General features: G+C 65.2%; 12 protein-coding genes. 4 read left to right on the top strand and 8 right to left on the bottom strand.

Annotation, left to right across the window (positions count from 1 at the left end):
* Positions 1–39: 39 nt before the first annotated feature.
* Both ABH915_RS05275 and ABH915_RS05270 read right to left on the bottom strand, forming a co-directional pair.
* Positions 40–1,095, bottom strand: coding sequence for a 2,3-butanediol dehydrogenase (locus ABH915_RS05275; RefSeq protein WP_370118558.1), 1,056 nt, complete (start codon positions 1,093–1,095; stop codon positions 40–42).
* Between the two features lie 147 nt (positions 1,096–1,242).
* On the bottom strand, positions 1,243–3,033 hold the full coding sequence (locus ABH915_RS05270; protein WP_370118555.1) for an NAD(P)-binding domain-containing protein: 1,791 nt from the start codon (positions 3,031–3,033) through the stop codon (positions 1,243–1,245).
* A gap of 205 nt (positions 3,034–3,238) precedes the next feature.
* Between ABH915_RS05270 and ABH915_RS05265 the strand changes: the two genes are divergently transcribed.
* Positions 3,239–4,576 (top strand): GAF domain-containing protein, encoded by a 1,338-nt coding sequence (locus tag ABH915_RS05265; RefSeq protein ID WP_370124941.1) that lies wholly within the window; start codon positions 3,239–3,241, stop codon positions 4,574–4,576.
* Here the strand turns inward: ABH915_RS05265 and ABH915_RS05260 are convergent, their stop codons facing one another.
* Complete coding sequence (locus tag ABH915_RS05260) at positions 4,577–5,083, bottom strand: hypothetical protein (protein WP_370118552.1); 507 nt, start codon at positions 5,081–5,083, stop codon at positions 4,577–4,579. It lies immediately after the preceding gene.
* A gap of 441 nt (positions 5,084–5,524) precedes the next feature.
* Entirely contained in the window at positions 5,525–6,112 is a 588-nt protein-coding gene (locus tag ABH915_RS05255) for a DUF6318 family protein (RefSeq protein ID WP_370124940.1), read from the bottom strand.
* A gap of 280 nt (positions 6,113–6,392) precedes the next feature.
* Between ABH915_RS05255 and ABH915_RS05250 the strand changes: the two genes are divergently transcribed.
* The 3 genes from ABH915_RS05250 (at position 6,393) to ABH915_RS05240 (ending at position 8,003) form a co-directional block, all read left to right on the top strand.
* Positions 6,393–6,827 (top strand): pyridoxamine 5'-phosphate oxidase family protein, encoded by a 435-nt coding sequence (locus tag ABH915_RS05250; protein ID WP_370118549.1) that lies wholly within the window; start codon positions 6,393–6,395, stop codon positions 6,825–6,827.
* Positions 6,828–7,028: 201 nt separating this feature from the next.
* Positions 7,029–7,502, top strand: coding sequence for a very short patch repair endonuclease (locus ABH915_RS05245; RefSeq protein ID WP_370124939.1), 474 nt, complete (start codon positions 7,029–7,031; stop codon positions 7,500–7,502).
* Between the two features lie 144 nt (positions 7,503–7,646).
* Positions 7,647–8,003 (top strand): hypothetical protein, encoded by a 357-nt coding sequence (locus tag ABH915_RS05240; RefSeq protein WP_370118547.1) that lies wholly within the window; start codon positions 7,647–7,649, stop codon positions 8,001–8,003.
* Here the strand turns inward: ABH915_RS05240 and ABH915_RS05235 are convergent.
* The 4 genes from ABH915_RS05235 to ABH915_RS05220 all read right to left on the bottom strand — a co-directional run bounded on the left by ABH915_RS05235 (position 8,000) and on the right by ABH915_RS05220 (position 12,433).
* The gene (locus ABH915_RS05235) at positions 8,000–9,205 is read right to left on the bottom strand and encodes a restriction endonuclease (RefSeq protein WP_370124938.1); all 1,206 of its coding nucleotides are present in this window, start codon (positions 9,203–9,205) and stop codon (positions 8,000–8,002) included. The two genes, ABH915_RS05240 and ABH915_RS05235, sit on opposite strands and share 4 nt — an antisense overlap.
* 139 nt (positions 9,206–9,344) lie before the next feature.
* Positions 9,345–11,576 carry an McrB family protein gene (locus ABH915_RS05230; RefSeq protein ID WP_370118544.1) on the bottom strand — a complete coding sequence of 744 codons (2,232 nt, stop codon included), beginning with the start codon at positions 11,574–11,576 and terminating at the stop codon, positions 9,345–9,347.
* 69 nt (positions 11,577–11,645) lie between these two features.
* Positions 11,646–11,942 (bottom strand): hypothetical protein, encoded by a 297-nt coding sequence (locus ABH915_RS05225; RefSeq protein WP_018775902.1) that lies wholly within the window; start codon positions 11,940–11,942, stop codon positions 11,646–11,648.
* A 59-nt stretch (positions 11,943–12,001) separates the two neighbouring features.
* Positions 12,002–12,433 (bottom strand): thioesterase family protein, encoded by a 432-nt coding sequence (locus ABH915_RS05220; RefSeq protein WP_018775903.1) that lies wholly within the window; start codon positions 12,431–12,433, stop codon positions 12,002–12,004.
* Between the last annotated feature and the right edge of the window lie 42 nt (positions 12,434–12,475).

The raw sequence follows: 12,475 nt of genomic DNA, 5'->3' as shown, positions 1-12,475 counted from the left end.
CGAGGCGTCTGCAACTATTCCCTGGTGAGACTCGGATCACTACGGGTGGACGATGATCTTCACCGCGGTGTCGTTGTGGTTGATCAGCGTGTCGAACCCCTTGTCCACCAAGTCGTCCAAGGCGATCCGCCCCGTGATGAAGGGCTTCAGGTCGACTTTTCCTTCCTGGACGAGCTTGATGGCGGCTTCGTGGTCGCCGCAGTAGGCGATGGTGCCGCGCAGGTCGATTTCCTTGAGCACCACTTTCTGCATGTCGACCGTGGCCGGGTGCCCCCAGATCGAGACGTTGACGACGACGCCGGCGGGCCTCACGACGTCGAGCATGGTGTCCAGCACCGCATTCACGCCGGCACATTCAAACGCCGCGTCGGCCCCCGCACCGCTCGTCAGTTCCAGCACGCGCGCCTTGACGTCGTCGGCACTCGGGTCGAGCACGTGATCCGCGACCCCGGAGGAAGCCGCCTTGTCTTTGCGGGCGGCCGACAGCTCGGTAACGATCGTGGTGACGCCGACGCCCTTGAGGACCGCGGCGGTGAGCAGGCCGATGGGTCCGGCACCCCCAACGACGGCGACGTCCCCGGCTTTGACGCCGCTCCGTCCTACGGCGTGATAAGCCACCGCAAGGGGTTCGATGAGTGCGGCCTCGTCCAGGGGGATGTCGCCGACGGGGTGCACCCACCGGGTGTCGACGACGATCTTCTCGCTCAAGCCGCCACCGCCGCCCGCCAGGCCGATGAAGCCCAACTTGGTACACAGGTTGTAGTGGCCGCTGAGGCAGGGACCGCATTCATTGCAGACGTAGTACGGCTCCACGACGACGTTGTCTCCGACGGCCAGACCGCTGACGCCTTCCCCCAGTTCTTCGACGGTGCCGGAGAACTCGTGGCCGAGGGTGACCGGGGCGGCCTCGTGGGTGAGCCCGTGGGGGTGGCCCGGCGGCGGGGTGAAGATGGGTCCTTCCAGGAATTCATGGAGGTCGGTGCCGCAGATGCCGCACCAGGCCACGGCGATCTTCACCGTTCCCGGACGCAGCTCCGGCTCTTGAATGTCTTCGATCCGGAGATCCTCGCGGGCGTGGAATCGTGCTGCTTTCATGGTGTTTCACCTTCGCAGTCCAGGACCGTGGATGCGCCCGGTCAGGCGCATCCACGGAATAAAAGTTGGATTTTCACAGGGGGCCGTAGCCCCAGTCTGGTGGCCGTGCCAGAGATTGTCACGACCCGCGTAAGTCAGCGCGTGCGGTTAGCGTGCGTGGTGCGTGGGCTGCAGCTCGAAGACCGGCGTCGGCAGTCCTTCCATCCTTGCCTTGAGCTGCAGGGCAAGATAGTTCGAATAGTGCCGGCTCTGGTGAAGGTTACCGCCATGGATCCACAGGTTGTCCACGTTGGTAGGCTTCCACATGTTGCGCAGCTCCCCCTCCCACGGCCCCGGATCCTTGGGCGTATCCGATCCGAACCCCCAGCACTTGCCGACGGCGTCCGCCACCTCGGGCGAGACCAGATCAGCCAGCCAGCCGTTCATCGACCCATAGCCGGTGGCGTAAATAATGACGTCGGCATCCAGCTCCGTTCCGTTGGCCATCACGACGGAGTTGCCGGTGATCTTGCTGACCTGGCCATTGGCCAGCTTGACCCGGCCGTCGATGATCAGCTGCGAAGCGCCGACGTCGATGTAGTAGCCGGAGCCGCGCCTCAGGTATTTCAGGAACAGGCCGGAGCCGTCAACGCCGAAGTCCAGGTCAAAGCCGGCAGCCTCGAGCTGGGAGTAGAAGTCCGCGTCCCGGCGGGCCATCTCCGCATAGACCGGGATCTGGGCTTCGGGCAGAATCCGGTACGGCAACGAGGCAAACAGCAGGTCGGCTTTCTCCGTGGTGACGCCGTTGGCCAGGGCCTCTTCGGAGTACAGACCGCCGAGGGCCAGATCCATGAGGGATTCACTGCGGGCAATATGCGTCGAGGACCGCTGGACCATGGTGACATCGGCGCCGTGTTCCCAGAGATCGGCGCAGATATCGTGAGCCGAATTGTTGGAGCCGATGACCACGGCCTTCTTGCCCGTCCAGTCGCCGCCGCCCGGGTGCTTGGACGAGTGGTACTGCTCCCCCAGGAAGGACTCGGCGCCGTCGAACGTGGGGACGCTCGGGTACCCCGACACTCCCAAGGCGAAGACGAGCTGCTTCGGGCGCAGGGTGACCGGTTCGCCGTCGCGCATCACCTCCACCACCCACTCCTGGGACGTTTCGTCGAAGCGGGCGCTGGTGCACTCGGTCTTGGACCAGTAGTTCAGTTCCATGATCCGGGTGTAGTTTTCCAGCCAGTCGCCGATCTTGTCCTTGGCAGCGAAAACCGGCCAGTCGTCGGGGAACTTCATGTAGGGCAGGTGGTCGTACCAGACAGGATCGTGCAGGTGGAGGGATTTGTAGCGGTTGCGCCAGGAGTCACCCGCGCGCTCGTTCTTTTCGATGATGATGGTGGGTACTCCGAGCCTGCGCAGCCGCGCGCCCAGACCGATCCCGCCCTGGCCGCCGCCGATGATGACGGTGTAGGGCTGGTCTTCGTAGCCGAGCCGCGCCTCCTGCTCTTCCTTCAGTTCCAGCCAGGATTTGCGGCCCTTGGTGATCTCGTGGGCGACACCCTTGTCCCGGTTGGGACCCTTCCTTTCCTCAAAGCCCTTCAGTTCCTGCATGGTGGTGAGCAGGGTCCAGCATTTGCCATTCCTGAGGCGCAGATGGGCGTAGCCCCGGGCTTGGGCGGTCTCGAAGTTCACCCAGGCCTCGGCGTTGGCCACATCGCCGGTGGCGTCCTCGGCCAGGGTCCAGTTGCTGGGCTGCACCTCGTCCAGGGTCGCCTCGAGCATGCGCTGGATGTCCTCTTTGCCCTCCAGGGTCTTGAGGTTCCAGGTGAAGGAGACGAAGTCGCGCCAGTACGAATCGTCGTCGAAAAGTTCCAGTGCGGCGTCCGTGTTGTGGCTGCGCAGTGCCTCATCGAACTGCGCCAACCACGCCCCGACGACGCCGTTTGGTGTCTCAGGCATGATTCCTCTTTTCATTGCTGACAGTGGGTCGCTCCCGTTGCGTGCCGCGTAGACCACGCAGTGACCCGCATCACAAGTAAAAGTCGCTGGGGGTTACAATCGGGTTACACGGAGCTCTCAAGCTGTCGGCAGGCGCGCAGGTTGGCCGGCGGCGGCAGGGACCCAGCCGGGTGCGACGATTCGAGGGCGAGTTGAGAGAATGAGCATGCGGCAGGGCAACGGCTCCATCACGCATCCCTCGGACCTCAGGTTTTCCGCGCCGGCGGAGTATGCCCGAATCCTCCGTGCGGCGCACGAGACCACGATTTCGGGCACTCCGGATCCGCGCCTCTCGCCGTCGCTTATCAAGTCCTGGCAGCGTTCCCTGGCGCTAGGCATCAATCCGGACCAGCACCGGCCGCTGCACCGGCATGAAGTCTCCGAGGCACGATCCCTCAGCGCCGGCCATCGGCTGGCTGCGGTGATGCCCGCGCTGTCACAGCTTCTGGCCGATGAGACCGTGACCGGGCGCCATCTGCTGATCGTGACCGACCACGAGGGCGAAGTGCTGTGGCGCGTCGGCAGCAAGCAGGCCTTGCGGCTCGCGGACTCGCTGGAGTTCGTGGAGGGCGCCGACTGGTCCGAGTCCGGGGTCGGCACCAACGCCATCAGCGAGGCCTTGGTAACCGGTGCGCCGGCGCAGCTCTTCTCGGCCGAGCACCTCGTGCGGACCCACCATGACTGGGCTTGCACCGCGTCCCCCATTCGCGACCCTTTGACCGGCCACGTCGTCGGCGTTCTGGACGTCTCCGGCCCGTTCGAATCGGTGACGCCGGACAGCCTGCGGCTGGTGCGTTGCGGAGTGCGGCTCGCAGAGGAACTTCTGAAATCGGCCCCGTTTCCCGACGGCGGCGCCGGGCGCTCGGGGCAGCGGGCACCGGGCGGCGAGCGGACGGCGCGCGACGGCGGCGCCCGGTCACAGATCATGCTGCGGCTCTTGGGGGACGCGCCATCCGCGGCGGTCGACGGCGGCATCAGCCGCCCGCTGACGGTGCGCCGCGCCGAGATCCTGGCCCTGCTGGCCTCGCGTGACCAGGGCTGGAGTGCCGAAGAATTGGCGTATGAGATCCATGGTGATGCGGGCACCGGTGCGGCGATCCGGACCGAGATGCACCGGATCCGCGCCATTCTGGGCGATGTCCTGGAAGCGAACCCCTACCGGTTCTCGTCAACCGTCAACGTCGTGACGGACGCTTCCGTCGTGGCCGGTCATCTGCGGGACGGTCGGGTTGCCGAGGCGTTCGCGGCGTACCCGGCAAAACTGCTCACCCGTTCGGTCAATCTGGCGATCGGGTTCATGCGCGACGAGCTCAACTCAGCCGTGGGAGCGTCCATACGGTCAAGTGGTGATGCCCGGCTGATGTTGCAGTGGTGCACGAGCGACATGGGGTCCTTCGATGCGGCGACTGCGGCTGCCGTGGCTGCGCTGATAGGGCCGGACGACCCGCGTTGCCAGCTCGTGAATGCCCGGATGGAACGGGTGGACCGGGAGCTGCGAGCCTAGCTACGGGGCAGGAGGCGGCGGGGCGACGCCGGGGCAGCCTTGGCCTTGGGGATTCTGCAGGCACGTGTCTGCGTAGTTCCTTGTGATCGTCCGCCAGACACTGACTCTCTGTGGCGGCGAGCTGAATTGTCCTTGGCCGGGGATGGGCAGCGGCGGGCCGCCATTCACGGAGTAGGTTCCCTGGAAGTGGGTGGTCAGAACCACCGGGAAATCGCCGGTCTGGGTATACACGTGACTCGTCAAGGTCTTCTCGCCCCAGCGGTCCTGCGGCAGCGGCCCGCCGGCCGCCGTTTGCGGGCCGAGAGAGGTGCCGTCGCCATAGCTCCAGGCGTACTGGACGGGCTTGGCGGTGACATGGACGGACTGGGCCAGGATCGTGATGTCGAACTCCTGATCCGCGGCGCTGGCGAAGAAGTTGGTCTCGGCTCCCCGGAGTGTGTTGGGGCTGGGCTGGGCCGTGGACGTGCCCGCAGATATTGGAAGCCGCTGGAACTCCCGCTGGATCATTGCGGCAATTCTGGGCAGCAAGTCCGCCGGCCTGGGATCGAAGAGGCACGTTGGGCCGGAGTGAAATGACCATGTCGGGTTGGGCACGCCAGCCGGCGCTTTTAGCCAGACCACGGGAATGCCGGCCTTTCCGTCAGGACCGCTGGAACAGTCCACTGCGGCGGCGAGACAGTCGGCGTCAAAGTCGCCTCCGCCCAGGTGGCACTGGAGTTCGTATTTGTACTGGAAGGGGTCGGCAGATACAGATCCGGGTTTATTCCGGACGAACGTTTTCAAAGCACTGTCCCATGCCCATCCGTTGACGTTGAGACTGTCTGGATGCCAATCTCCGAAGATGTCTGGATCATCGGCACGCGCGGCGTTCACCCCAAAGACTGCGACTAAACCCATCACGACCAATAGCATTTGCGCGATTCGCGACATCTTGGACAGTCGCATCCTTCACGCCACGATTCTGCCGACATCAACAAGGCTCCATGCGCCGTTTTTGAAGGCTACAAACAGCAGATTTCCGGTGTCATCAGGTTGCGGATCACGGCGAGCTATTGAGCCGTCCGCCCGCACATACGTCAATGGCGTCTGGTGGGCCTGAACCACAACTTGGTACGTGGCCTCAGCGCTCTTAGTGAATTCTGTACTTATGGAGGGCGTCGATATTTTTCCTCCCACGAGCCACCGCCCCTCCGAATGCCATGCTTGGATCACATCTTTGGCCTTTTCGCATGGTTCACATGCCGACGAGGTCACAGTCCCTAGAATCTTCAGATCGCCTGATTCATACCCGTAGCTGAGAAGGCTGAACCAATAGCTGGCGAAGGCCATTGCACCTTCCTTCGTCTCCGCCTTCGCAGCCTCCGGCAACTCCGGCACTGGCACGTTCCGCGCCTTGCCGGTCGCGTCGGCGGGCTTGTAGCTGGCGGTAGGTGTGGGAGTTGCGCTCGGGGTGGGCGACCCGGCGGGGTTTTGCGAAGCAGTAGGTGGAGATCCAGGAGGAGGGGTTGAACCCCCGCTGCACGCTGTGACCGACATCAGGGAGATCGACAACAAGGCGACCGCACAGGCTCGCCAGGGACCGGAAAGCAAAGTGCGCGTTGTCATGGTCAGCTACTCCCCCGATAGAAAATCAAGACGATTGAAGCCAATTTGTGGCTTAAGGGTAACCGAGATCACATTTTGCTGGTCAAGATTATCCACAGGCATCATGTGCCCGCCCCGCATACCGGCAGACCCCCGGCAGACCACCCCGGCAGTTCTTTGCCAGTCCTTTAGCCCCTAGCCATTTCACTCGGGAGGACAGAACAATGAAGCCATGATGTTCGAACACGAAGATGGCAATCCGATTCTCAAACTGGACGACGATCAAGCCTGGGCATTGATTGAGGGCACCAAGCACGGCAGGCTCGTGGTCACGGTGGCCGGCGAACCCGACATCTTCCCGGTGAACTACGCGGTCGGCGGCCGGAAGTTGTTTCTCCGCACCGCCCCGGGAAACAAGCTGGCCGAGCTCACCATCAATTCGAAGGTGCTCTTCGAAACGGACGGCATCCTGTCCGAGGAAGCATGGTCAGTAGTCCTGCGCGGCACTGCGCGCGTCCTCGACCAATCAGCCGATATCGCCGAGGCCGACGCCCTCGGGCTGAAACCGTGGGTTCCAACGTTGAAGGACTTCTACGTGGAAATTACGCCGACGTCCCTCAGCGGCCGCCACTTCCAGTTCGGCGAACACCCGGAGCGGGAGATCTAGCGCCCGACGGCGACTACCGGCCCGCCGACGCCGGTCCACCCCAGACGCCCGGCCCGCCGACGCCGGTCCACCCCAGACGCCCGGCCCGCCGACGCCGGTCCACCCCAGACGCCCGGCCCGCCGACGCCGGTCCACCCCAGACGCCCGGCCCGGCTACGTGCCGGCCGGCGCCTAGACCTTGCACCCGCCTAGACTTAAATGATGGCGGACAAGCTGACTCCGGAGCGGCGCAGCTGGAACATGTCCCGGATCCGGGGCAAGAACACCAAGCCGGAAATGCTGGTCCGCAGGCTGCTGCACGCGAAGGGTTACCGCTACCGCCTGCACGGCACCGCGGCCGGCGGCAAACTCCCGGGCAACCCCGACCTCGTCTTCGCCGGCCGGCACAAAGTCATCTTCGTCAACGGCTGCTTCTGGCATTTCCACGACTGCCGGGTGGGCCAGCACGCGCCCCAGGCAAACGCCGAGTTCTGGGAAACCAAGCGCACGCGCACCCGGAACCGCGACGCCGCCCAGCGGCTTCAGCTCGAAGGCGATGGCTGGGAAGTCCTCACCGTGTGGGAGTGCGAGCTGAAGGATCGATCGGCGTTGGAGCTCCGCCTCGATGCTTTCCTTCAAGGCCGTCTCCTCCAGGGCCCCTTCCGCCAAGGCCCGGCCCGGGACGAGCCCTCCTGAGGACCTGCTGAGCAGCAACGCCCCGCGTGTCGCGCGGCTTACCTCCGGTGCAAGCTGAACAGCCTCCGCTAATATTCGACTCCGGGGGCGATAGGCATTATTCGGTCAGTACCAACGCGTACTGCAAACACGGGAGAGCGCACGATGCCGCACTTGCTGATGTCCAACGACCAGCCCGAAACGGCTGTTGCGCCAACAGATTCCAGTCCCACAGATTCCAGCCCCGCAGTTTCAGATCCCACAGTTCTGCCGTTCCGTCGCGTCGGCCACACGAGACTCCGCGGCGTCCGGCCCCGCCAGTTCCGCGGAGCGAACCCGGATCTGGAGCCGCTGCGCCGGCAGGCGGCCTCGATCATTGATGAGGTTCTGGCCGGTACCAACCCGGAAGAAGCTGAAGTGCGGGAGAAACTCCAGTGGCACGTCGCTAACAACCCCGGCCAGCCGGAAAAGGCGCTCCTGGAGCATTTGCGGACAGTGGCCGACCAGGAGGAATCCGCCTAGCCGGCGGACCTGTCGATACTGGCCTGCCGGAGCACTTCGCCCCAGGACTGCTGGGCAAGATCTGCCACGGCGGCCAGGATTTCCGACGGCGGCAGCGACAGATCCAGCGGGAACTCGACAATGTCGATGTCGGTATTGAGAATCCGGCGCAGCTTGATTTCCCCGGCTCCCGGGTAAACGATCCACGCCGTCGGCACCCGCAAGGATGTGCAGTAGGCCAGCATCCGGTAGTGGTCGCCCGAGAGGGACGCGCCGACGTCGGCCGCGGCCTTGTACTTGGCGTCGTACACCATCACGGGCCGGCCGCCGAGGAAGTGGACGGCACCGGGCCGCACCACAATGCGGTCCGAGTCGCGGACGGCCTCGTTCAGCAGTGCGTTGTAACGCAACCGCATTTCTCCGGGGTAGGCGGCCATGGCTTCGCGGAGGGCCGTCCCCACGAAGTCCTCGAACACCTTTGCCATGTCCACCACGAACGACGCCGACTGCTGCTTGCCGTCGCCGGCCTCCGCCGAGGCGTTCCGCAGGATCAGTTCGGCGAGCCGGAGAGCGGCGTGGTAGCGGGTGTTCATCCGACTGGGCCGCCACTGCGGCAGCGGGGCGCCGGACTGAAGGCGCGTCACGGCGTCGAGCTTTCCCTTGAGCTGGCGCAGGCGGCTCAGGACCTCCGGCCGCACCCGCGGCACCTGGGACATCCGCTCCAGCGCGGCGCGCAGAATCCGGTTCTCCGCGATGTCCTCGGTGAACTCGTCATAGGAGACTTCCAGCGGAACCAGCATGCCGGGACGGCGGGAAATCTGGTCCGACATCCGGATCCGGCCCTTGACGGTCCGGAGGGATTCTTCCACCATGAGGTACCCCTGCAGCACGCCGCGGCTCAGCGCCCGGTCCGCGAGCTGCGCCAGGGATTCGGCCAGGGCGCTCCAAAGGTCGGTATGCTCCACCGCGGCGACGGAATCGTCCCGGAACCCTTGGTCCCCCGCGTAGCCGAGCAGGAACAGCAAACGGCTCAGCCCGAGCCGACCCTTCGGCCGCACCTCCAGCTGCACAGCGGGGGTGCGCACCGACCCGACGGTGCCCACCGGTTCGATCCGGTACAGTCCCATGCCCATCGGCGAGGCCTTCGCCAGGCCGCTGGCGTTGACGTAGGCGGCAGTGTCCGGATCAAGCCGCTCCACGACGCCGACGGAGAGTTCGTCCAGGACAATGTGCCGGCAGTTCTCCGCGGCGCCGCCGCGCCCGGATGAACCGGGTCGGGATGAGCCGCGCCCGGATGAACCGCGCCCGACCGTCCCGCGGTCCGAGGCCTTGCGGTCCTGCGCTACGGCGTCCCCGGCCAGCCTAGGCATGTGCCAGGCGGCCCAGGAGTTGTTCCAGTCCGAACCGTTCCTCGAGCTGGGCGCGGTTGAGCTGGCCGTGGTAGTGCTCCTCCAGCAGCGGCATGAGCTCGTACTTCCAGATTCTGCGCAGGCCCTTGGGCGTCTGCGCGGACTTCTTCATGAAGTAGGAGGGCCCGATCATGAGGTCGCGGTCCCATTCATCAATCGCGTCGTTCAAGGCGTCAAGCAGCAGGGCGGGCGTCGTGTCCAGGTCGCGGGCCTCGAGGAATCGCAGCAGCGAGCCCTTCACGGGTTCCGTCTTCGGGTGCAGCTCGATGAAGGAGAACCGCCGCCGGATGGCCGCGTCCATCATCGCGATGGAACGGTCCGCGGTGTTCATGGTGCCGATGATGTACAGGTTGTCCGGCAGGGTGAAGGGCTCGTTGGGGCTGTACTGCAGGTAAATGCGGTCATCGCGGTATTCGAGCAGGAAGTACAGCTCGCCGAACACCTTGGCGAGGTTGGCCCGGTTCATCTCGTCGATGATCAGGAAGTACGGTTTGCTCTCGTTGCCGGGTTTGGCCGCTTCCTCGGCGAGCCGGCGCAGCGGGCCCGCCACGAGCTTGAAGGACACCTGGCCCTCGTCCGTCTTGTCCGGGCGGAAGCCCTCGAAGAAGTCCTCATAGGCGTACGACGGGTGGAATTGGACCAGCTTGACCCGCTCGTCCGTGGTGTCGCCGGCGAGCTCGGCGGCGAGGTGTTTGGCGAGGTAGGTCTTGCCCGTCCCCGGCGGACCGTAGAGCACCAGCTGCCGGTTCTCCTCGAGGAGTTCGGCGATTTCCTGCAGCGGCTCCAGGTCCATGTGCAGGGACGCGGCGAACTCCTGCGTCAGCGGCCGGAACCCGTCACAGACCGGTTCGACGGCGGCATCCGGCGCGGCGCCGTCGCCGTCCTCGGCTTCCGCTTCAGCCGGCAGCAGCGCCTCAAGCGCCTGGATCACGCGGGTGATGTCCACGATGTTGCCGGAAGTGGTCAGCTGGCGCTGCACGTGGCGGGGCAGCCCCGTGGCGTCATGTTCCTCATCGAACCAGCGGACCTTGCGGCGGAGCTGGCGGTTGTCTTTGGCATGCTCAGGTTCGCCGAGGACAACGCCGATCCGGACCTTGCCCGAGCTCTGGTAGAGCGCGAGGTCGCCCGGTTTCATGACGGTCAGGAAGGCGAAGACTGCGGTTTTGGTGTCCTCACGCTCCACATAGCCGAGGTGCTTGTAGTCCTCGTCAACCGCGTTCTGGACCAGCCCCGCGGTGACGCCGGGGTCCAGCAGGCGGAGGTGCTCGACGTCGAGCGTCACCGCTTCCTCGTCCCGCCACTCCCCCAGCAGCTCGGCGTTGTCGTGGTGGGTGCGCAGGAGCCAGGCGCGGCGGCCGGGGTCGCCGACCTTCCGCCACTGGCTCACCAGCTGGCGCGAATACCAGTCGATCCGCTGCCCGGCCTGCTGGTCCAGGTGCAGGCGGATCCGGTGGATGTCCGCCGAAATGTCCTCGTCGCTGTCCCCCTTGGCCCCGCCCACCAGGGAAGCGAAAGCGTCGCGGATCTCCTGCCGTTCGACGTCGGCCACCACAGGTTCGAAGTAGCTGGGCCAGACCAAAAACTCAATGCTGCGGCGGATGGCCGGCTGGTCATCTGGGGTCCCGGCGACCAGCCGGTGGAAGGCCAGCGGATCCTTGACCGCGGCCTGGACGACGTGGGCCGGCCGCTGTGCGACGTGCTGCACGAAGCGGCAAAGCCATTTCAGGTGGTCCCAGATGGTCCAGTTGAATTCCGCGGTGCGGTCCCGGATCACGCCGTGGTCCGTCATGCCCGCGTAAAGCTCGTCGGGGAGTTCCAGCGCAGGCTCCAGCCACGACGCCGCCTCGGCGACGCGCGCCCGCTTGACCTTCAGCGACTTGACCTCGTGGGCCAGCGGCAAGGACTGGAGGAAGAGCAGCTCCACGGCCAGTTGCTTCGCCCCGCGGCTGGCGTCTTCCAGGTTCTGGCGCAGGTTGGTCATCATCGGCGCCTTGGGATCTGGAACGCCCCGTTCGAGGCGTTCCAGCAGCTCTGCGGCAGCCTGGACCGACCAAGTTTTGGTTCGGCCGTCCAGGGGGGACGCCTTGCCGAGCAACCCCGGGCCCAGCACAAACCACGCCGCGTCTTCAATCTCCTTGGAGATACCGAGGGCGCGGTGCAGGGCAGGCTTCTTGGTTGGGGTCATACGTTCAATTTACAGGCTTAAACTGAACGCGCCCATTTAACGCCGCCCCCTAAACTACCGGCCAGTAGATTATGGTCGGGCGGGCAGCAGACCCGATTTCGCGCCGGGCCCGCGCTTCACGCCGAAGGTGAAATACGTGGCCGGACCGATGAAATTCACCAGAGTGGCAAGCCGCCACATGGCCTTGCTGCCGCGAATCTGCGCAGCCGGGCGTCGGCTGATGTCCGTCTGGGCCGCGACCAGCAGCGAGAGTTGGACGATGGCAGCCGAGATGGTTCCGAACCGTGCCATCGGCGAGAGTTCGTTCCACTTCTTCTTGCGTGTGTGCTTCTTGTGCATGTTCTGGCCCATGTTCACAACGACCACGCCTCCTTATGCGTCGGGATTGTTCATTCTAGGAGCCGGGCCGAGCACCGGGGTAGAGGCTATTGGACCGGGTGGGCGCGGGTGTAGGGGGCCATCCGGTCCTTCTGCTCCGGCGTCAGCCGCAGCACCCGGCCGGTTGCTTCGTCCACGAAGGCAAGATGGCTCGTGGCCCGGACGCAGTCCTCCCGCGTGACGGGATCCTGCACCAGGTAGTGGATGTCGAAGCTGGCGCCCTTGACCGCCCCGATCCACAGCTGGACCACGGCGGGCACGTTCCGGTATTCAAGGGTCCTGACGTACCTGATTTTGTGCTCGACCACGAGTGCCAGCGTCCCTTCCGGAATTTCATTGAAGAGCGGCACCAGGGGTTCGGTTCCCGGCAGCCCGGGACCCCTGGGCGGGCCGAAGGCGGCGATCCGTGCTTCTTCGAGGATCCGGACAATCTGCACGTTGTTGATATGCCCGTAGGCATCCATGTCGCTCCAGCGCATCGGCACCTCCACCTCAAGGCGCCGAGGCTCCGTGGCTGTGTT

It is taken from the genome of Arthrobacter sp. MW3 TE3886 (assembly GCF_041262145.1).
GTDB lineage: Bacteria > Actinomycetota > Actinomycetes > Actinomycetales > Micrococcaceae > Arthrobacter.
The sequence above is the reverse complement of the archived record's forward strand: the minus strand, read 5'-3'. Positions and strand labels throughout refer to the sequence as shown.

Coding starts and splice junctions, on each gene's coding strand:
- ABH915_RS05250 (WP_370118549.1), top strand. CDS start 6,393: ATGATGTTCGAACACGAAGATGGCAATCCGATTCTCAAACTGGACGAC.
- ABH915_RS05230 (WP_370118544.1), bottom strand. CDS start 11,576: ATGACCCCAACCAAGAAGCCTGCCCTGCACCGCGCCCTCGGTATCTCC.
- ABH915_RS05255 (WP_370124940.1), bottom strand. CDS start 6,112: ATGTCGGTCACAGCGTGCAGCGGGGGTTCAACCCCTCCTCCTGGATCT.
- ABH915_RS05265 (WP_370124941.1), top strand. CDS start 3,239: ATGCGGCAGGGCAACGGCTCCATCACGCATCCCTCGGACCTCAGGTTT.
- ABH915_RS05220 (WP_018775903.1), bottom strand. CDS start 12,433: ATGCGCTGGAGCGACATGGATGCCTACGGGCATATCAACAACGTGCAG.
- ABH915_RS05260 (WP_370118552.1), bottom strand. CDS start 5,083: ATGATCCAGCGGGAGTTCCAGCGGCTTCCAATATCTGCGGGCACGTCC.
- ABH915_RS05240 (WP_370118547.1), top strand. CDS start 7,647: ATGCCGCACTTGCTGATGTCCAACGACCAGCCCGAAACGGCTGTTGCG.
- ABH915_RS05270 (WP_370118555.1), bottom strand. CDS start 3,033: ATGCCTGAGACACCAAACGGCGTCGTCGGGGCGTGGTTGGCGCAGTTC.
- ABH915_RS05245 (WP_370124939.1), top strand. CDS start 7,029: ATGGCGGACAAGCTGACTCCGGAGCGGCGCAGCTGGAACATGTCCCGG.
- ABH915_RS05275 (WP_370118558.1), bottom strand. CDS start 1,095: ATGAAAGCAGCACGATTCCACGCCCGCGAGGATCTCCGGATCGAAGAC.